At 72.0% G+C, this 18,980-nt stretch carries 18 protein-coding genes; 2 read left to right on the top strand and 16 right to left on the bottom strand.

All coding sequences use genetic code 11. From position 1 onward, the window contains the following. Window positions 1-48: 48 nt before the first annotated feature. From DFJ69_RS05180 to DFJ69_RS05200, 5 genes are all read right to left on the bottom strand, one after another. Window positions 49-918, bottom strand: coding sequence for a HalD/BesD family halogenase (locus tag DFJ69_RS05180; RefSeq protein WP_116021414.1), 870 nt, complete (start codon window positions 916-918; stop codon window positions 49-51). A 250-nt stretch (window positions 919-1,168) separates the two neighbouring features. Further along, the gene (locus tag DFJ69_RS36085) at window positions 1,169-1,975 is read right to left on the bottom strand and encodes an IclR family transcriptional regulator (protein WP_116021415.1); all 807 of its coding nucleotides are present in this window, start codon (window positions 1,973-1,975) and stop codon (window positions 1,169-1,171) included. A gap of 23 nt (window positions 1,976-1,998) precedes the next feature. Continuing rightward, window positions 1,999-3,534 carry an FAD-dependent monooxygenase gene (locus tag DFJ69_RS05190; protein WP_116021416.1) on the bottom strand — a complete coding sequence of 512 codons (1,536 nt, stop codon included), beginning with the start codon at window positions 3,532-3,534 and terminating at the stop codon, window positions 1,999-2,001. After that, complete coding sequence (locus DFJ69_RS05195; RefSeq protein WP_116021417.1) at window positions 3,527-4,447, bottom strand: VOC family protein; 921 nt, start codon at window positions 4,445-4,447, stop codon at window positions 3,527-3,529. Before DFJ69_RS05195 ends, DFJ69_RS05190 begins: the two co-directional genes overlap by 8 nt. 14 nt (window positions 4,448-4,461) lie before the next feature. Continuing rightward, window positions 4,462-5,307 carry a fumarylacetoacetate hydrolase family protein gene (locus tag DFJ69_RS05200; protein ID WP_116021418.1) on the bottom strand — a complete coding sequence of 282 codons (846 nt, stop codon included), beginning with the start codon at window positions 5,305-5,307 and terminating at the stop codon, window positions 4,462-4,464. A gap of 118 nt (window positions 5,308-5,425) precedes the next feature. Between DFJ69_RS05200 and DFJ69_RS05205 the strand changes: the two genes are divergently transcribed. Together DFJ69_RS05205 and DFJ69_RS05210 are read left to right on the top strand one after the other, a co-directional pair. Then, window positions 5,426-6,175 (top strand): FadR/GntR family transcriptional regulator, encoded by a 750-nt coding sequence (locus tag DFJ69_RS05205; RefSeq protein WP_245974034.1) that lies wholly within the window; start codon window positions 5,426-5,428, stop codon window positions 6,173-6,175. Between the two features lie 116 nt (window positions 6,176-6,291). Beyond that, window positions 6,292-6,786 carry a VOC family protein gene (locus DFJ69_RS05210; protein WP_116021420.1) on the top strand — a complete coding sequence of 165 codons (495 nt, stop codon included), beginning with the start codon at window positions 6,292-6,294 and terminating at the stop codon, window positions 6,784-6,786. Window positions 6,787-6,842: 56 nt separating this feature from the next. Here DFJ69_RS05210 and DFJ69_RS05215 read toward each other — a convergent pair whose 3' ends face one another. From DFJ69_RS05215 to DFJ69_RS05265, 11 genes are all read right to left on the bottom strand, one after another. Further along, a complete protein-coding gene (locus DFJ69_RS05215; protein WP_116021421.1) occupies window positions 6,843-7,553 on the bottom strand; it encodes a class II aldolase/adducin family protein in 711 nt (236 codons plus the stop codon). After that, entirely contained in the window at window positions 7,550-9,148 is a 1,599-nt protein-coding gene (locus tag DFJ69_RS05220; protein ID WP_116021422.1) for a bifunctional 3-(3-hydroxy-phenyl)propionate/3-hydroxycinnamic acid hydroxylase, read from the bottom strand. Before DFJ69_RS05220 ends, DFJ69_RS05215 begins: the two co-directional genes overlap by 4 nt. 10 nt (window positions 9,149-9,158) lie before the next feature. Next, entirely contained in the window at window positions 9,159-9,872 is a 714-nt protein-coding gene (locus tag DFJ69_RS05225) for a dienelactone hydrolase family protein (protein ID WP_116021423.1), read from the bottom strand. 52 nt (window positions 9,873-9,924) lie between these two features. Then, on the bottom strand, window positions 9,925-10,875 hold the full coding sequence (locus DFJ69_RS05230; RefSeq protein ID WP_116021424.1) for a TAXI family TRAP transporter solute-binding subunit: 951 nt from the start codon (window positions 10,873-10,875) through the stop codon (window positions 9,925-9,927). Further along, window positions 10,872-11,987, bottom strand: a complete 1,116-nt coding sequence (locus DFJ69_RS05235) for an alcohol dehydrogenase catalytic domain-containing protein (RefSeq protein ID WP_116021425.1) — start codon at window positions 11,985-11,987, stop codon at window positions 10,872-10,874. The genes DFJ69_RS05230 and DFJ69_RS05235 overlap by 4 nt, the downstream gene beginning before the upstream one ends. Beyond that, window positions 11,984-12,976, bottom strand: coding sequence for a hypothetical protein (locus tag DFJ69_RS05240; protein ID WP_116021426.1), 993 nt, complete (start codon window positions 12,974-12,976; stop codon window positions 11,984-11,986). Before DFJ69_RS05240 ends, DFJ69_RS05235 begins: the two co-directional genes overlap by 4 nt. 23 nt (window positions 12,977-12,999) lie before the next feature. Continuing rightward, window positions 13,000-13,956: a TAXI family TRAP transporter solute-binding subunit gene (locus tag DFJ69_RS05245; RefSeq protein ID WP_245974037.1), complete on the bottom strand. Its 957-nt coding sequence runs from the start codon at window positions 13,954-13,956 to the stop codon at window positions 13,000-13,002. Beyond that, entirely contained in the window at window positions 13,953-14,783 is an 831-nt protein-coding gene (locus DFJ69_RS05250) for a fumarylacetoacetate hydrolase family protein (protein ID WP_116021427.1), read from the bottom strand. Before DFJ69_RS05250 ends, DFJ69_RS05245 begins: the two co-directional genes overlap by 4 nt. Before the next feature lie 89 nt (window positions 14,784-14,872). After that, a complete protein-coding gene (locus DFJ69_RS05255) occupies window positions 14,873-15,997 on the bottom strand; it encodes an ABC transporter ATP-binding protein (protein WP_116021428.1) in 1,125 nt (374 codons plus the stop codon). 56 nt (window positions 15,998-16,053) lie between these two features. Continuing rightward, the gene (locus tag DFJ69_RS05260; RefSeq protein ID WP_245974038.1) at window positions 16,054-17,844 is read right to left on the bottom strand and encodes an ABC transporter permease; all 1,791 of its coding nucleotides are present in this window, start codon (window positions 17,842-17,844) and stop codon (window positions 16,054-16,056) included. Beyond that, complete coding sequence (locus DFJ69_RS05265) at window positions 17,841-18,971, bottom strand: ABC transporter substrate-binding protein (protein WP_116021430.1); 1,131 nt, start codon at window positions 18,969-18,971, stop codon at window positions 17,841-17,843. The genes DFJ69_RS05260 and DFJ69_RS05265 overlap by 4 nt, the downstream gene beginning before the upstream one ends. Window positions 18,972-18,980: the final 9 nt, after the last annotated feature.

Here is an 18,980-nt window from a genome sequence, read left to right on the forward strand (position 1 = left end):
TTCCCTCTCTGGACGGCGGAGTGGGCCATGGATCGACGGCGGGGTCCCTTAGTCCAGGAGCTGGTCGACCCTGACCGCGCGGCCCTCGGCCGCCAGATGCTCGGGCAGGACCCGGCCGAAGAGCTGTCGCGTGCGTGCGACGCTTCCGATGACCCCGGGGCGCTCGCTGTAGGCGAAGATCGCCGAGTGGCGGGCGACGTCGCCCGCCACGGGGCTCACCCGGTGCAGTGAATAGCGACCCTTGAACAGTTGCAGATCCCCGGGACGCAGGGAAAGGCGCCGGATGAACCGGTCGCCCCCTCCGGTGAGCACCGCTCGGACGTCGGCGAAGTTCTCCGACTCGGCGGACCGGATGCCCGGGCAGTATTCGAAAACGCCGCCGGCCGCCGACTCCTGCGTCAGCATGCTGACCGTGAACTCGTTGGTGTCGAAATGCCAGGGATGCTCCATCCCCGGGTTGACGACGTTCAGGCAGAGTCCGGACAACGGATCGGCGAGTTCGTGCAGGCGGGGCAGTCCGAAGCAGTCGGCCACGAAGCGCTGGAACTCCTCGCTGGTGTAGAGCCGCTGGATCAGATGGTCGTCCGGGATGCGGTCCCGGGCCACGAAGGCGTTGCCGCGCCGGATGGGGATGCGGCCGGGATGGTCGTCCGGCAGCGACGGGTCCACGGCGATGTTGTAGGCGTTGACGGTTTCGACGTCGTAATGCGCCTGCGGAGCGATGTCCGCGCATTCCCGACGCAACGCCTCGGTCAGTTCGGGCCGGATGAAATCGGGCAGCACGCTGCACCCGTATTCGCGCAGTTCACGCCGGACGCGATCGACGATGGAACGCAGCCCTGCGTCCCGCGGCGCCGCCAGCGGATAGCGCACCGTGTCGACCACCTGTTCGACAAGCCGAGTCTGTGTCGCGCTCATGAGGATCCTCTCTGCGTGCAAGCTCGGCGTCGTCGGCGGCACTCGCAACCCTAGGACGGGTTTTAGCACATCCAATGGCCGTAATTCATCGACGCGATCACGGGGTCCGGTTTCGGCGGCGACTTCACGCAGTGGCCGTGACCTGTGACTTCGGACGCCTTCTCGGCGGCCTCCGGAGTGAGCGGCGTCACCTCATGGCGAGGGCGTGTGGGCTATCTCACCCCGGCGCGGGGGAAGTGCGGCCCCGAGGTCAGGGGGCGATGTCGAGCAGCGCCGCCTGGGCGGAGAGCCGGTCCGCGGCGTGTCGGACGGCGTCGGCGATCTGCGGGATCCGGTCGTCCGGAACCCGGTGCGAGAGGGCCGCGATGCTGAGCGCGGCGATGACGTCGCCGTCGTGGTTGCGGACCGGGGCGGCGACGCCGAGGACGTCGGGGTCGCGCTCGCCGCGGGTGGCGGCGTAGCCGCGCTCGCGGATGGCGGCCAACCGCTCGCGGAGCCGGGCCGGGTCGGTGATGGTCGCCTCGGTGAAGCGTTCGAGGGGGCGTTCGAGGACGGCGTCGACCTGCTCGGGCGGCGCCCAGGCCAGCAGGGCGAGGGCGGCGGCCCCGGCGTTGACCGGCAGGACCTGGCCGCGCTCGTAGGAGAGCCGCAGCGCCTGGCCCGCCTCGGCGCGTTCGAGGCACACGACGGACGCGCCCGCGCGGCGGGTGAGGAGCACCGGGAACCCGGTCGCCGCCACCAGCTCGCGCATCGCCGGGCGGGCCACGTCCGACAGGCCCACGCCCTTGCGCGCCAGGCGGGCCAGCTCCAGCACCCGGGGGCCGAGCCGGAAGCCGGAGCCGTTGTTCTCCTCCAGGAAGCCCATCGAGGTCAGGCTCTGCAGGTACCGGTAGGCCGTCGAGCGGGCGACGTTGAGGTGCTCGGCCACCTTGGAGGCCGACAGCACGAGCGTGTCGTCGTCGAAGAGCAGCAGGATGTCCAGGGCGCGGTCCGCCGTGGAGTTCCGGCCGCGATAACCCGGTGATGATCCTGAAACCTGAGATGCGGTTCCTGACATGCACGAAATCTAGCAGGTATGGATCAATCTGCAGAGCCCTCGACCGGATCCGGACGCCCCACCGTACGACGCAGCAGCTCCCGGGGCCGGCGGATCCGCGCACCTCGCCAGGCGACGTGCTGATCGGGGCGCACGAGGACGAACCCGGCGTCGGGCACGTCCAGGGAGGCCAACGGGATCCCTTCCTCGGCGGCGGCGTCCACGAGGCCCTTGGCGTCCTGCGTGGACTGGTCGCCGATCAGGGTGAGGCCCACGCCCAGATGGTCGTACAGCGAGTCGCCCGGGGCCGGCCGGCGGTGCGGCAGCCGCTCCCCCGCGTCCTCGGAGACGATCGGCGAGCCCCGGTAGGTGTAGCCGAGCACCAGGTCGAGGCTGTGGAACTCGCCGTCCTTGGCACGGTGCACGGCCTCCGCCACGCTCGGCCGGACGGCGGCGAACTCGGCGTCGGTGCCCGTCAGGCGCGGATCGGCGAGCTCGGGCGCGAGGATCGCCATGTTGCGCGCCGCCTCGGCGATGGTCCGCTCGGCGATCGGCCGCCGTTCGATCTCGTACGTGTCCAGCAGCGCGGCCGGGGCCCAGCCCTGGAGCACGGCGGCGAGCTTCCAGCCGAGGTTGACCGCGTCGCCGATGCCCGTGTTGAAGCCGTGGCCGCCCCACGGGGGGTTCTGGTGCGCGGCGTCCCCGGCGAGGAAGACGCGCCCGGCGGAGTACCGGTCGGCGAGCAGCATCCGCGCCCGCCACTCGTCCGTGGACAGGATCTCGGCGTCGATGTCCTCCCCCACCAGGCTGCGGAGCAGCCCCAGCGGGTCGGCCTCGCCCTGAGCGCGGTCGACGCCCTGCACGATGCACCACCAGGTGTCCTCGAGGTCCAGCCGGCCGATCAGGCCCGGACGGGACGGGTTGAGGACCCAGTAGTGCACGGCGGGGCCGTGGGGCACGCGTCCGCCCAGGCCGGGCGCGCGGAACACGATGTTGAAATTGGGCCTGGCGTCGTCGCGGCCCTCGTAGCGCGCCCCGATGGCCTCGCGCGTGACGCCTCGGGCGCCGTCGCAGCCGACGACGTACCGTGCGCGGACCTCACGGGACGCGCCGTCCGGGCGTGAGAGGAGCACCCGCACGTCGTCGGCCTCCTCCCGCAGGGCCGCCACCCGCCAACCGGTGAGGAGGGAGTCGCCGACGGCCTCCCGGAGCACCTGCTCCACCAGGGGCTGCGGGACCTGCTGGCCGGGCTCGGCGGCCAGGTCGGAGCCGGTGAGCTCCAGGCCGAAGCAGCGGTCGATCCTGGTGATCTCACGGCCGAGCAGTGCCGTCGTGAACACCGCCTCGTCCGACCAGGAGACGGGCATGGCGGCGCGGTCGCGGACGGCGTCGGCCAGGCCCCAGCGGCGGAACAGCTCCATGGTCCGCGCCGAGGTCGTCTTGGCGCGGGGCCGGAGCAGCGACACCTCCTCGCGGGGCTCGACGACGAGGCAGCGGACGCCGTGGTGGGCCAGCTCCCGCGCGGTCGCCAGGCCCACCGGGCCACCGCCGGCGATCAGGACGGGGACGGTGTCAGCCACTGTGGGATCCGGTCATCAGGGCGGCCAGGTCGTCGGGCCGCAGGAAGGACGGCGGGGGCGGCGGCCCCCAGTTGAACAGGCCCTTGGCCCCCTCGAAGGTCTCCGGCGTCCACAGGGCGTCCTCGGGGACGCAGTCCATGTCGGAGTAGTACTCGCTGAAGGTGCCGGACGGGTCCTTGAGGTACCAGAAGAAGTTGGACCCGGCGTGGTGCCGTCCCAGGCCCCACACGTGCCGCTCGGGGTGGTCCTCCAGCATCGCGGCGGCCCCGCGCCCGATCTCGTCGATGTCGTCGACCTGCCACGAGCTGTGGTGCAGGAACGTCACGGGCGCGTTCATCACCAGCACGTTGTGGTGGTCGACGGAGCAGCGCAGGAACGCGGCGGCGTCCTTGATGCGGTCGCTGACCTTGAAGCCCAGGCCGTCCCGGAAGAAGCCGAGGGTGACCGCCAGGTCGGTGGTGCCGAGCACGACGTGGCCGAGCTTCTTGGGCCGGACCCGGCCCTCGCGGAGCACGCCCGGGGCCCGCCCGCCGGACCGCTCGTACCGGCCGGGGCCGTTGTAGGGCGTGGGGGCCACGACGGGCTGGGCGCGGCGGGGCTGGACCTCCAGGACCGCGCGGACGCCGGTGGCCTCGTCGATGGCGGTGAGGGTGCCGCCGTCGAGGACGCCGGGGATGTCGAGGCGGTGCAGGCGGGCGGCCGCGGCGGCGAGGTCGTCGGGGTCGTCGACCCCGATGCGCACCTCGACGAGCCGCCGGGCGGGGGCGGGGACGATGTGGAGCTGCCGTCCCCCGTCCTCGGTGGAGAACCAGCCGTCGCCCTCGTCGGTGAGGCCGAACTCGCGGTAGTACGCGGCCGTCTCGGCGACGTTCGGCACTCCCATGGTGAAGGAGGCCAGTCGATGCAGTGCCATGTGCGCGCCCCTCCTCAGGCGACGAAGGTCTGGCGGAGTTCGCCGATGCCGTCGATGGTGCTCACCAGCTCGTCGCCCGGGGCGAGCCAGCGCTGCGGGCTGCGGCCGAAGCCGACACCCGCCGGGGTGCCCGTGAAGATCGCGTCGCCGGGCAGCAGCGGCAGGACCGCCGACAGCCGGGCGATCAGCGCGGGCACCGAGAAGACCAGGTCGCGGGTGCGGCCCTTCTGCACCTGCTCGCCGTTGATCTCCGAGCGCAGCCCCAGGTCGGACGGGTCGGCGACGGCGTCAGGGGTGACCAGCCAGGGGCCCATGGGGGTGAAGCCCGGGAACGACTTGCCCAGGCTGAACTGCGGCACCGGCCCGGCCATCTGGGCGACCCGCTCGGAGATGTCCTGGCCGACGGTCAGACCCGCCACATGGCCCCAGGCGTCGCCCTCGGCCACGTTGCGGGCCTCGGAGCCGATGACCACGACCAGCTCGACCTCCCAGTCGGTGTGGCCGCCCTCGGGCAGCCTCACGGTCGTCACCGGGCCGGTGATGCTGGAGACGAACTTGGTGAACACCGGCGGCAGCCCCTCCGGCACGGCGAACCCGGACTCGTCGGCGTGGTCGCGGTAGTTCAGCCCGACCGCGATGAGCTGGCGCGGGGCGGGCACCGGCGACCCGAGGTCCGAGACCTCGAACCCGACGCCCGGCGGCAGGTCGGCGTCGTCGGCCCACGCGCGGAACTCGGCCCACCGCGTGTAGACGGCCTGCGGGGCGGGGTCGAACAGCCCGGCGCTGGCCGCCGAGACGTCCACGGCGCGGCCGGCGTCGGTGATCAGGACGAGACGGCCGGCGAGGTTGGCGATGCGCAACGGAGGACCTCCTTAATTCATCATGATGATTATGGTTGATGATCCGTCGCCGCAGTGGGCGACGTCAAGACCGCCGGCTAGGATCGTCATGACGAATTCCGTCCGAGGGAGAGAGCGCGTGGCCACCGTCGACGACAGCGAGGTCCCCGGGGCCCGGCACGAGGGCCGGTGGCGTCCGGGCGACGTCCGTTCGCGGGCCGAGACGGCCGCCGGGCGGATCGCCGAGCTGGCGGCGGGCGCGGAGCCCGGGACGCGGCTGGGCACCAAGCAGGAGCTGCGGGCGCTGTGCGGGGTGTCGGTGAGCACCTTCAACGAGGCCCTGCGCCTGCTGCAGGCGCGCAGACTGGTGGCGGTGCGGCCGGGCCCCGGGGGCGGGCTCTTCGTGGCCGAGCAGTCGCCCATGGTGCGGCTGGGCAACTCGGTGCTCGCCCTCGACGCCGAGCGGACCTCGGTGGCCGACGCCGTCCGCATCCGGGACGCGCTCGACCCGCTGCTCGTCGAGGACGCGCTGGCGCACGCCTCCCCCGCCGACATCGCCGTGCTGCGCAAGCGGCTCACGCCGATGGCCGAGGCCGCCGAGGCGGGCGACGCGGTCGCGTTCGTGCGCGCCAACTGGCGGCTGCACGCCGCGATCGCCGAGCTGAGCCCGAACCGGATGCTGCGGTCGCTGTACGGGATGCTGCTCGACGTCATCGAGGGCCACACCCGGTCCGTGCTGCCCGGCGACCGGCCGCTGCCCGAGTACGTCCGGGAGCGGCACCGGCTGCACGCCGACCTCGTCGACGCGCTGGAGCGCCGCGACCGCGCCGAGGCGATGCGCCTGATCCGCGCGCACACCACCACCTCCATCCCCTCCGCCGGCGACTGACGCCGTCCGGCCGAACGCCCACGACACGGGGCGTTGACCCGGCCTGCCCTGGTTTCGTAGTCTCGTATCAAAATACAGGATGAACTTCCTGCAAAACAGGACACGAGGAGGATCGCATGGCCATCGCCGAACTGGGACACACCGGGCTCTGGGTCAACGACCTGCCGCTGATGAGGGACTTCTACGAGCGGATGCTGGGCCTGACCGTCACCGACGAGGACGCGGATCTGGGCATCGTGTTCTTCAGCTCCCGCCCGGAGGAGGAGCACCACGAGTTCGTCCTCCAGCTCGGCCGGACCGCCGAGATCGGGGCCAAGCAGCAGCACCAGATCTCCTGGCGCGTCGAGTCGCTGAACGACATCATCGCCTTCCACCACCGCTTCCGGGACGAGGGCGTGAAGGTCCAGCAGGAGGTCACCCACGGCAACGCCTTCGGCATCTACTTCTTCGACCCCGAGGGCAACCGCAACGAGGTCTACCTGCGGCTCGAGCGCGACGTCCGCCAGCCGTTCCGCAAGACGATCAACCTGGACCAGAGCCCCGAGGAAATCTGGGCCGAGGCCGAGCGGCTGCTCGCCGAGGGGGGCGCTGCCTACCAGCCGGTCCAGTGACCGGCAGGGCGTGAACGGCGGAGCCGGTGCCGCCACGGCACCGGCTCCCGCGCCGTTCAGGGGCCGTCGCCGCCCTTGCGGAGCAGATGGCCCCATCCCGCGAGCAACTGGCTCTCCGGCCAGCACTCCTCGCGCTTGGCCCGCGCCTCGGCGGCGTCGGAGAACACCCGGACCGGCCCGGCGGCCATCGCCGCGAGCTGCACCCGGCAGGCTCTGTCGAGCAGCACCGCGTGCATCACGCCCGCCGCCGCGCTCCCCCCCGCCGCGACCAGCCCGTGGCGGGGCATGAGCGCGGCGGGCGCGTCTCCGAGGGCCGCCGACAGGGCGCGGCCGAGCGCCGGGGTGCTGACGAGCCCACCGGTCTCCTCGAAGCGCGGCACGTCCGCGCCCCCGAACAGCGCGCCCTCGTGGGAGATGGGGAGCAGCGGCGTGCCCAGCGCGGCGAACGCCACCGCGGCCTGCGGATGGGTGTGGACGACACAGTGCAGGTCCGGGTTCCGGCGGAGGATCTCCAGGTGGATGTGGCACTCCTTGTGCGGCGCGCCCTCCCCCACCAGGACCTCGGCGTCGAACGACACGAGCTGGAGGAGGTCGTCGCGGACCTCCTCCAGCCCCCAGCCCGGAGCCTTGATCCAGATGCCGTCGCCGCCGGGGTCGCGGACCGAGACATGGCCCCAGACCATGTCCCGCTGCCCCGCCGCCGCCAGCGCGCGGCTCGCCTGGACCGCCAGCTCGCGGGCCCCCTCGGTGTCGTGCGGGACGGTCATCGTTCCGCGGGGACGGTCAGGTACGAGCCCAGCATGGCCCGCACCCGCGCCGCCCGGTCGGGCGTGAAGACCGCCGCGACGTAACGGTCGGGCTTGACCAGGACGAACCGGCCGCGCGCCGCGCCGAGCGCCGTCTCCAACCGTCCGTCCGCGTCGGCGACGGCCAGGCGCTCGCCGCGAGGACGCGGCAGCCGATCCCCCAGGACGACGTCGATGCACTGGACGGCCCACTCGCCGGGGAGCGCGAGGCGTTCCCAGGCGGACGCGGGCACGTCCACCCCCAGCACGGCCAGCCCTTCGCCGAGCACCTCGTCGAGCAGCCGGGCCCGAAGGCTCGGAGGGACGAGCACCCGGGGCTGGGGGAGCTGGGTCCCGACGATGCCGTCCGCCGGGTCCCCGGTGCGCAGGACGAGCCCCTCGGTGTGGACGGAGCGGGGACGGAACCGCATCTGGGCCAGATACCGCCGGCCGGGAGCGGTGAGCAGCAGGGCGCGGACGATCGCATCCCGGGCGCGGGCCCGCCGCCGGTCGGTGGTCATGACGACCCGGCCGAGCCGTTCGCTGAAGGCGACCATCGCGGTCGCGTGGGGCCTGCGCTCGGTCTCGTACGTGTCGAGCAGGCGGTCGCCGGCGCGGCCGTGCCAGACCTCGGCGAGCTTCCACACCAGGTTGGCCACGTCCCGGATGCCGGAGTTGAGGCCCTGACCGGCGAACGGCGGCATCATGTGCGCCGCGTCGCCGAGCAGGAAGCACCGGCCGTCGCGCCACCGGTCGGCCACCACCGCGTTGAAGGTGTAGTTCGTGCAGCGCTCCACCTGGTCCGGGGTGATGTCCCGGTAGGGCGCCACCAGCCGCTTGATGGTCGCGAAGTCCGGCCTGGTGCCGCCCGAGCCCTCGCCGGGCCGCAGCCGGAACTCGTACCGGCAGCGGCCGTCGCGGCCCGGGACGATGACGGTGGGCCGGTCGGGGCTGCCGACGTGCATGCCGTACCGCTCGTCGTGCTCGTCGCCGGTGGTGTCGGCGACCAGCCACACGTCGCGGTGGCTGCTGCCGGTCATGTCGATGCCGCGCAGCTCGCGGACGGTGCTGCGGCCGCCGTCGCAGCCCAGCACCCAGCTCACCTGCGTGTCCATGGTCTCGCCGGAGTCCGTCGAGCGCAGATGCGCGGTCACGCCCTCGGGGGTCTCGGTGAGCGCGATCAGCTCGGTGGCGAAGCGGATCTCCACCTCGGGCTCGTCCTTGAGCGCCTGCAGCAGGGCCCGCTCCAGCTCCGGCTGGGCGAACTGGTTCTTGAACGGGTGACCCAACCGGTACGGCTCCGGGCCCCGGGCGTGGAACAGCGAGCGGCCGTGGCGGTCGTAGTAGCGGGTGCCGGTGCCGGGGACGACGATCTCCAGCACCGTGTCCGCCAGCCCGACCGCCTGGAAGCAGCGCAGCGACTCGTCGTCCAGGCTGATCGCCTTGGCCTCGTCGCTGGTGGTGGCGTTGCGCTCCACCAGGAGGACGGGCACGCCGCGCCCGGCCAACAGGTTCGCGGCCGTCAGCCCGACCGGCCCGGCCCCGACCACCAGAACGGGAAGCCCTCGTTCGTTCATCGGACCCCTCTCAGGTGGTCTTCGGCGGCAGGTGCCGGTCGAGGAACGCGTGGGTGCGCTCCCAGGCGGTCTCGGCGGCCCGCAGGCGGAACATGTGCGGCCGGGCGTCGCAGGCGAACGCGTGCCCCGCCCCCGGGTAGACGTGCTGCTCGAAGTCGACCCCGGCGTCGCCGAGCGCCTCGTCGATCGCGGCGACCTGGTCGGCGGGGATCGTCGGGTCCTCCTCGCCCACGTGCAGCAGCAGCGGCGCGGTGATCGAGCCCGCCCGGTCGAGGACGGCGTACGGGCCCGCGGCGATGCCCGGCCCGTAGAAGACGACGGCCGCCCCCAGGCCGGGGGTCGCGGCGGCGGCGGTGAAGGCCGCCCGGCCGCCGAAGCAGAACCCGACGATCGCCGTGCGGGCGAGGTCGTGGCCGTCCAGGACCGCGCGCACGTCGGCGACGATCTGGTCGGGCCCGATCTGCTTGATCAGTCCGAGGGCCTCGGAGTGCTCCTCGTAGGAGAGCTCCTCGGTGCCGGTGCGGTGGAAGAGGTCCGGTGCCAGCGCGAGGAAGCCCCGGGCGGCGAACCGGCGGGCGATGTCCTGGATGTGCTCGTTGACGCCGAAGGCCTCTTGGAGGACCACGACGGTGCGTCCCGACGGGACCTCGGGCCGGGCCGCGTAGACCCGCATCGGCCCGTCGGCGGTGTCGACGGTGAGCCACTGGGTGGCGGTGTCGGCCATGCTCGTAGATTCCTTTCTCGGACGTCTCGGACGTCTCGGACGTCTCGGATGATCAGGACAGCGCCTCGTAGTAGCCGGCGGCGCCGGGGTGGAGCGGGATCGGCGTGCGGCCCATCGTGGGCGGGTCCAGCGGATAGGTGAGCGGGCTGCGCTCCGGCGGGAGGTGCCGGTACTGGCGCTCCAGCAGGTCGCGGGTCTCGCCGAGGAGCCACGCCAACGCGTAGGCGACGTCGTCGGGCAGGTCCGTGCGCACGACGATGAGGAAGTCGCTGAAGTCCAGCGTCGGCAGCTCCGGCGAGTCCGGGAAGAAGCCCGCCGGCAGTGTCGCGTCCGGCCAGCCGAAGTCCGCGTTCAGCCCGTCGAGGACCGTCCGCTCCACGGGCAGGAAGGTGAGGTCGGCCCCGATGTCCTGCCAGTGGGGCAGCATGATCGCCTCGTGGACGATGGCGTCCGCCTCACCGTTCCGGACGCGGTCGAAGCTCTCGAAGGGCCGCTCGTCCTCGACGAACACGCCGCCCCAGCCGACGACGTCCACGCCGGATCGGTCGAGCAGTTCGTGCGCGGCGGTGCCGACGTGGTTGACGCCGTCATTGAACGAGGTGGCCAGCCGCAGGGCGGGCCTCGCCGCCCGAAGCTCCTCGAAGGTCGAGATCCCCAGCGACCGCCGCACGCCCACCACCATCCGGTCGCGGTGCGGGACGGCCCCGATGGCGCGCAGGTGCGGGAACGCCTCGCCCTCGTACGCGCCGCGCCCGTCGAGGGCCGGGACGACGAAGGCGGCGGGGGTGACCATGGCCAGGTCGACCTCGCCGCGCCCCACGGCGCAGACGTTGTCGACGTAGCCGCGCCCGTTCCAGATCGGGGTGCGGGTGTGGGGGCCGCTGCGGTCGGCGAGCCCCTGCCCCAGCCAGCCGCACACCCGGTGCAGGTTGGCGGTGCCCCAGTCGCCCAGCATGTGCAGGGTGAGCGAACGGCCGAGCGACGGTGCGGGGGGACGGCTCATGATTCTTCTCCTTCGGGGCGGACGACGGTCATCCACATCGGTTCGGTCCGGTCCTCCATCGCGGCCAGGGCGTCGTTGACGTCGGTGAGCGCGAACCGGTGGGTGATCAGCTCGTCCACCCGGAGGCGGCCCGAGCCCAGCAGGTCCAGCACGGCGTTCGTGTCGCCGCGGGTGCACGAGCGGGTGCCGACGAACCGCCAGCACCGGTGCATCATCGTCCGGACGTCGAACGGCAGCGGCGTGCCGTTGCCGCCCATGTGGACCAGCGTGGCGCCGGTGGCCATCGACCCCATGGCCTGGCCGGTGCCGGGACCCTGGGGCAGGTAGTCGACGACCGCGTCGGGGCCGGCCGGGACGAGTTCGCGGAGCCGCCGGGTCAGACCCCCGTCGCTCTCCCAGCCGTCGTCCAGGTCGTCCAGCGCGACGGTCTCGACCGGCAGGTCCCCGGCCAGCGGGCGCAGCGCCTCCAGCCGTTCGGCGGAGCGGCCCACCAGGATCAGCCGGCCCGCGCCGTAGAAGGGGGCGAGCTTGATCGACGCGGTGCCCATGGTGCCGGTCGCGGCGGTGATCACGAGGGTGCCGCCCTCGGGCACCTCGGCGTTGCGCAGCGCGCGAACGGCGTTGCCGAAGTCGTGGACCTTGGCTCCGACGTCGGCGCTCACCCCGTCGGGGAGCACGTCGACCAGCCAGGACGGCACCCGGACGTACTCGGCGAGGCCGCCGTCGTGGTAGCGGGCGTACAGCTCCAGCGAGCCGGTGCCGAACGCGGCGTGCCCGATCATCGCCGACTCCGCGCACATCTGTTCGCGGTCGGTGCGGCAGTAGCGGCACTCCCGGCACGACAGCACCGAGTCGAACCGGACGAGCCGGCCCAGCAGCGTCGCGTCGGCCTCGTCGCCGACGGCGGTCACGGTCCCGGCGACCTCGTGGCCGGGGGTGGTGGGCAGGTGCTTGAACGCGCCCCGGGCCTTCAGCCTCATCATCCCGGGGGCCAGTCCCGCCGAGGCGACCTTGATCACCACGTCCTGCGGGCCGGGCTCGGGGACAGGCAGCTTCTCCAGCCGCAGCTCGTCGGAGCCCTCGTAGGCCCGGGCGGCGAGCATGAGGTTCATCGGCCGATCCCCTCACGGAGCCGGTCCAGCTCCGCCACCGGGAGGCGCTCGCCCCGGCGGGTGCCCTCGGAGACCTGCGGGACCTCCCGCGCGGACGACAGCGTGATGTGGGCGCTCGGCTCGGGGTGGATGCTCGTGAACGCGACGCCGACCGGGATGCGGACGAAGTCGCCGGGCTCCAGCAGCAGCGTGCCGCGCTGGGTGACCAGCGTCCGGTGCCCGCTGATCTGGTACTGGATCTCCTCGGCGTTGCGGACCCGGCGGTAGACGCGGCCGTCGGACGACTCCGCGTACGCCCGCCCGATCTTGATCAGCCCGGACCGGTACAGCCAGGTGGTCCCGGGGGCGGTGGCCTCGGGGTGCAGCACCTTGAGCGGCTCGGCCTCGCGCTCGACCTGCTCCAGGATCAGTCGCTCGTCGGCCGGCGCCATGACGATGTCGTTGCCCGGCCCGCCGAGGCACTCGGTGATCAGCTCGTTGACGGTCTCGGCCTCCCACCCCGGGAACGCCGGGATCACCAGCCCGGCCCTCCGGTCCTCCGAGATCAGCTCGGCGACGGGCGCCGGCGTGTAGAAGAGCAGGTGGATGTCCTCGCGGCCGTAGTTGTCGTGGGCGCAGCCCACCGGGAGGCGCGAGAAGTCGCCCGTCCTCAGCTCGGCGGTGCCCAGGTCGGTCATCAGCGTCCGCTCGCCGCAGACCTGGTACGACATCTCGTCCACGTCGCAGTTGCGGTGGTAGAACGGCTGCCGGTTGTTCATGGTCTGCCACTCGACGCGCAGGAACTCGCTCTCGTACACGCCGCGCGGGTGCGCGAAGGGCTGCTCCACGTACGTCGGGGTGAAGTGGACCACCTCGATCGGCGGGTGGTCCCGGTACCTCTTGATCGGCGCGGGCAGCGGCTCGGCGAGGAGCAGCTCCTCCTTGCGTTCGAAGACGCGGGGCGCCGCGTCGAACGGGAAGGTCTCGAGATGCTCGTGAACGGTTCCCATGGTCGATCCTCCTCGTCGGGGGACTAGGACAGGTGGCCCTGGTCGCGGTAGTAGCCCTCGGCCCCGGGGTGCAGCGGCACCGGCAGGTCGCGGCAGATCCGCCGCATGTCGACAGGGCCGGTCATCGCCGCGGTGGGGCCGGTGAAACGGTCGGAGACGTTCTGCCGCTGCTCGTCCAGGGCCCGGACGGCCAGCCGGGCCAGTTCGTCCGGCAGGTCCTCGGCGCAGTAGAGGATCCAGCCGGAGAAGTCGAGGGTCGGGACATCGGCGTCCACGCCGGGGAAACGGCCCTTCTCGATCACCCCGGCCGGCATGCCCAGGTCGGCGCAGCGGTCGAGCACCCAGGGCTCCAGCGGCAGGAACCGCAGGTCGTACATGGTGGTCAACCTCCGCCAGCGCCAGGTCATGATCGCCTCGTCGAAGACGGCGTCGAACGACGGGTCGGCCGGGACGACGTCCGGGGAGTTCTGCGAGCGCGGCCGGTCGCGGAGGATCTCGCCGCCCCAGCCCTCCAGGTCCTCCTGCGAGAACCCGTGCATCGCGAAGATCTCGTCCATCACCCAGCGGGCCGGATGGCCCTGGTCGCGGGTCGGCATGGAGATCTTGAGGGGAAGGCGCCGCTCGGCGATGTCCGCCAGGCTCGTGACACCCGTCTCCGCCCGGACCGCCAGCGCCAGCCGGTCGTCGTGCGTGAAGTTCGCCAGGGCGCGCACGGGCAGGGGCTCGTCGTAGGGCCCCCGGCCCTCGCGGGCCAGCGCCAGGCTCCACGACGGCGTGGTGATCGCGAGCTGGAAGCGGCCCTCGGCGACCAGGCGCGGGCCGTCCATCGCCATCGCGGCGGGCGGCGTGCCGGTGACCGCCGCGATGGTCGACCCCTCGGGCAGGGTGCTGCCGTAACCGCCCATGCCGTTGGCGATCAGGCTCCCGATGTTCATCCAGTTCTGGCCGGGGCACAGGATCCGGACGTCCACGGGGCTCATGCCACAACCTCGGCGCGGACGGTGTTGCGCAGGACGCCGATCCCGCCGATCTCCACCTCGACCACGTCCCCGTCGGCCAGGAAGACCTGCGGGTCGCGGCGGAAGCCGACGCCGCCGGGTGTGCCGGTGAGGATCACGTCGCCGGGCTCCAGCCGGGCGAACCGCGAGGCGACGCTGATCAACTCCGGGATGTCGAAGATCAGCAGCGAGGTGTGCGAGGACTGCATCTCCCGCCCGTTCAGGCGCAGGGCGATGTCCAGGTCCGCCGGGTCGATCTCATCCGGCGTCACCAGGACGGGGCCGAGCGGCGTGGAACGGTCCCACGCCTTGCCCTGCATCCACTGGTGGGTCTTGTACTGGAAGTCCCGCATGGTCACGTCATTGGCGACGGTGTAGCCGAGGACGTGGTCCGGGGCCTGATCGCGGGTGATCCGGCGCCCGCTCCGGCCGATGACGACGGCCAGCTCGGCCTCGTAGTCCACCTGCGCGGACTCCGGCGGCAGCGTGATCGCCTCGCCGTGGGCGATGAGGCTGGAGGCGTACTTGGGGAACCACACCGGGTACGTCGGCAGCTCGCGGCCGGTCTCGTCGATGTGCGACCGGTAGTTGAGGCCGACGCAGAGCACCTTGCCCGGTCGCGGCACCACCGGGAGCAGCGCGAGCCCGTCGAGATCGACGCCGGCGGGGTCGGCCTCCGCGTCGCGCAGGCGCTCGGGCGTCACCGTCGCGTCGATCCGGTCGAGGCCCCGCAGTCGGTGCACGCGCGTCCCCTCGACCCGGCCGACGGCCTCGGACCCGTCCGCGTCGAGGTAGGAGACGAACTGCATGAGCGGACCCCCTGATCCTTGATGTCCTGAATAACAGGTCACATATCCTGCTATTTGCTACACAGCTTAGAAGTGCCGGCCGTCGCCGGTCAATGCGGGTCGGGGATGATCGAGAGGCCCTCGGCGGGCAGCTCCAGCCACGCCCGGTCGCCCGGCCCCGCCGCCAGATGGGGCTGCTGCCGGGTGACCCAGGTGGCGTCGCCCACGCGGACATGGCAGTCCACGCACTCGCCGACGAACATCACCCGGTCCACCTCGCCCCGGACGACGTTGGCGGCGGGCCCCGGCTCGTCCAGGTGCAGCCGCACCGACTCCGGGCGCACGGCGAGCAGGACCGTGTCGCCGGCCTTCACCCCGGGCGTCGGCGGGGCCATCAGCTCGCCCACGTCCGTCGCCACCCGCGTGCCGCCGCCCTCTCTCCCGGTGACCTTCCCCTGGAGCAGGTTGGTGGTGCCGACGAAGTCCGCGACGAAGCGGGTCGCCGGGCGCTGGTAGATGTCGCGGGGGGTGCCCTCCTGCACGATGCGGCCCGCCGACATCACCGCGATGCGGCTGGACATGCTCAGCGCCTCGGCCTGGTCGTGCGTGACGTACAGGGCGGTGATCCCGAGCTGCTGCTGCAGCGAGGACAGCTCGGCGCGCATCGCCTGCCGCAGCTTGGCGTCCAGGTTGGACAGCGGCTCGTCCAACAGCAGCAGCTTGGGTCGGCGCACCAGGGCGCGGGCCAGCGCCAGGCGCTGCTGCTGACCGCCGGACAGCCGGGTCGCCGCCCGGCCCTCGTACCCGGCCAGGTGCACGGCGGCCAGGGCCTGCTCGACCCGTTCCCTGATCTCCTTCTTGGGCGGCCGGGGCCTGGCGACCTGGAGCGGGAAGGCGGCGTTGTCGTACACCGTCATGTGCGGCCAGATGCCGTAGCTCTGGAACACCATGCCGATGTCGCGCTTGTTGGACGGGACGAACACCTCGTCCGGGCCGCCCGTCACCAGGGACCCGTCGATGATGATGCGGCCGCCGTCCGGGCGTTCCAGCCCGGCGACCGACCTCAACGTCGAGGTCTTGCCGCATCCGGAGGGCCCGAGCAGGGTGTACAGCTCGCCCTCCCTGATCTCGAAGCTCACGTCGTCGACGGCCTTGACCGTCGTGTCCCGGTCGGCGAACCGCTTCCGCAGGCCCTCGACCGCGAGCGGCCGCGTGCCGCCGGCTGTCGCTGTCATCGGTTGATCTCGCTCTCGTGTGGAACGTGCTCAGGTGGAACGTGGCGACGGACGGGTCACCCGCCGCGGGCGGCGCCCTCGGCCGAACGACCCCCGGTGAGCAGCAGGAACAGCACCACGACCGGGGTCATGAAGCCGATCATCAGCAACGTCACCGCGGAGGACGCGCCGACCTGGCCGCTGTTGAACAGCGTCCAGGAGGCCACCGAGAGGGTCAGCGTGTCCTGGGAGCCCAGCAAGGTCGGCACCGTCAGGTCCCGCAGGCTCAGCAGCGCCAGCCACAGCCAGGTGTAGGTGGCCACCGGCCGCAGCAGCGGCAGCGTGATCCGCCGGACCGTCGCCCAGGACGAGGCCCCGGACATCGCCGCGGCCTCCTCCAGCTCGATGTGGATCTGCATCAGCGCGGCGTTGAACATCCGGGTGCCGAAGGCGACCTGCACCAGGCCCATCACCGCGATCAGCAGTGCGAGGGTGCCGTACAGGCTGTACCAACCGTCGGTCCAGTACAGGGCGGCGATCAGCGCGCCGAACGCGAAGATGGTGCTGGGCACCGCCTGCGGCAGGAAGGCCACGAAGTCGAACCCGTACCGCCACCGCAGCCGCGACCGCACCACCAGGAACGAGAACATCAGGCTGACCAGCACGGCGAACGTGGGCGCCAGCACCATCAGCTTGACCGTGGTCTCCAGCCCGCGGAGCACGTAGTCCCAGTCGAGATTGGCGTAGTTGTCGAAGGACACCGTCTCCAGCGCCTTCGCCGACGGGGCCTGCACGAACGGCAGCAGGGAGATCCACACGACCATCAGCATCGGCAGCACCGTCGACCACAGGAAGTAGCCGATGACGAACAGGTACGCCGCCCACTTCCAGCGCCCCAGCCGGATCTTCGCCGGCCGGTAGCCCTTGCCCGTCACGACCTGGTACTTGCGGGCCGACCGCAGCGAGCGGATGTACCAGACGCTGAAGCCGACCGCCAGCAGGATCATGACCCCGCTGAACGCGGCGGGCACCCCGTACTCGGTGACACCCGTGGACGGGTTGGTGGCCACGTACAGGTAGCTGCTGAACACGTGGACCCGGTTGGACAGCCCCATGATCAGCGGAATGTCCAGCGAGGAGATCGCGATGGTGGCGGCGAACAGGCTCGCGCCGATCAGGCTCGGATACACCAGCGGCAGCGTCACCCGCCGCAGCACCGTCCAGGGGCCCGCGCCCGACGCCCGGGCCGCCTCCTCCAGCGACCCGTCGAGCGACCGCAGACCGCCGGACACCATCATGAACACCAGCGCCGACAGGCTGAGGCCCTCAACGAAACCCATCCCGGCCAGGGACACGATGTTGATCGGCCCCTTCTCCAGGCCGAACCAGTCCATCAGCCACTGGTTGACGGCCCCGATCCGGGGATGGAAGAGGAAAATCCAGCCCATCGCGGTGAAGAAGCCCGGGATCAGGATGCGGAGCACCATCGCGGTGTTGATCGTCCGCTCCCACCCGAAGTCGGTCCGTTCGACCAGCAGCGCCAGGGCGGTGCCGAAGAACAGGGCCACGACGAGCGTCACCGCGACGTAGATGACGGTGTTGCGGACGACCTCCCAGACCTGGGAGTCGCCGAACAGGGACGTGTAGTTGTCCAGGGTGAGCGCGCCGTCCGGCGAACCGTGCGCCCGGAACCCGAGGTAGACCACCAGCGCCAGCAGCCCCACCACGCAGATCGCGGGGACCGTCATGACCGCCGCCAGCACCCCCGTCGGCGACGGCCGCCGCGGCCGCCGCCGTCCGGGGGCCGAGGAGGGGTCCGGGGGCGTCGCCCGGCCCGTCTCCTCGGACTTCAGGGTGTCCATGCTCATTTGGCCGTCAGGAGCTTGATCAGCTCACCCTTGAACTTCGGGTTGTACAGCTCCGGGTGCGCGGCGGCGAACTCGTAGCTGACCTCGGTGAAACGCACCCCCTGCGCCCTGTACTCGGCGATCTGCTTGCCGGTGCGGCTGCCGGCGACCTTGCTGCTGTCCGCGAACTCCTGCTTGAACAGGAGTGCCTGCGCCTCGGGCGTGGTCAGCCAGGACGCCCAGAGCTTGGCGGCGTTGGGGTGCCGGGCGTTCTTGGGCACCGACATGTACCAGGGGGAGATGACCGCCGCGTCCTTGAGGATCGCCGTCTTGAGGGGGGCGCCCTGGTCGGCGTACACCTCGGCGAGGTTCTTGCCGCAGGAGATCCACAACGCGGCGAACTCCCCGGAGGCCAGCCGGCTCAGCTCGCCACAGCCGAAGTAGCCGGCGGGCTTGAAGCTCTTCAGGTACGACTTGACGCCGTCCATGCCCATCGCCTCCTTGACGCCGAGCACGTTGAACTGCGCGGCGTAAGGGGTGCTCGCGACGGGCTTCTTGAGCTTCAGAACGTCCAGGGCCGTCTTGGGAAGCTCGTCCTCGCTGATGAGGTTGGTGTTGTACGTGAACCCGGAGAGCTGGTCGAGCATGGTGAGGGCGACGCCGTCGGACGTCGCCAGCCCCTTGGTCCAGGGCGCGATCTTCTCCCAGTCGACCTTCTCCAGTGCGTCGGTGCCCTTGGGCCCTGCGCCCAGCGTGAGTTCGGCGTTGCCCATGAAAGCGTCCGTGGAGGACGGCGACTTGGCCTTGTACTGCTGGGTCAGCTTGGCGGCGTTGCCGGGCATGTTCTGGTCCGGCGTCAGGGTGACCTTGATGTTGATGCCGTACGCCTTGTTGAAGGTGTCGGTGAGGGTCTTGGCCGCGTCGCGCCCGTGCAGGCCCCAGTTGAGGTCGAGGGCGCCCTCCTTCTTCGCGGCGGCGACCAGGGCGGCCAGGGCCGGGTTGCCCGCCACCCGGGCCTTGGCGGCCTCGGTGGCGGCGTCGGCGGCGGCCTTGTCGGAGGCGTCCGAGCCGCCGCAGGCCGACGTGAGGCCGAGCGCCAGCACGGTGGCCAGGACCGGTGTCCAGTGGTGGAGCAGACGACTCCTCATCCGAAGACC

It is taken from the genome of Thermomonospora umbrina, from assembly GCF_003386555.1.
Lineage (GTDB): Bacteria > Actinomycetota > Actinomycetes > Streptosporangiales > Streptosporangiaceae > Thermomonospora > Thermomonospora umbrina.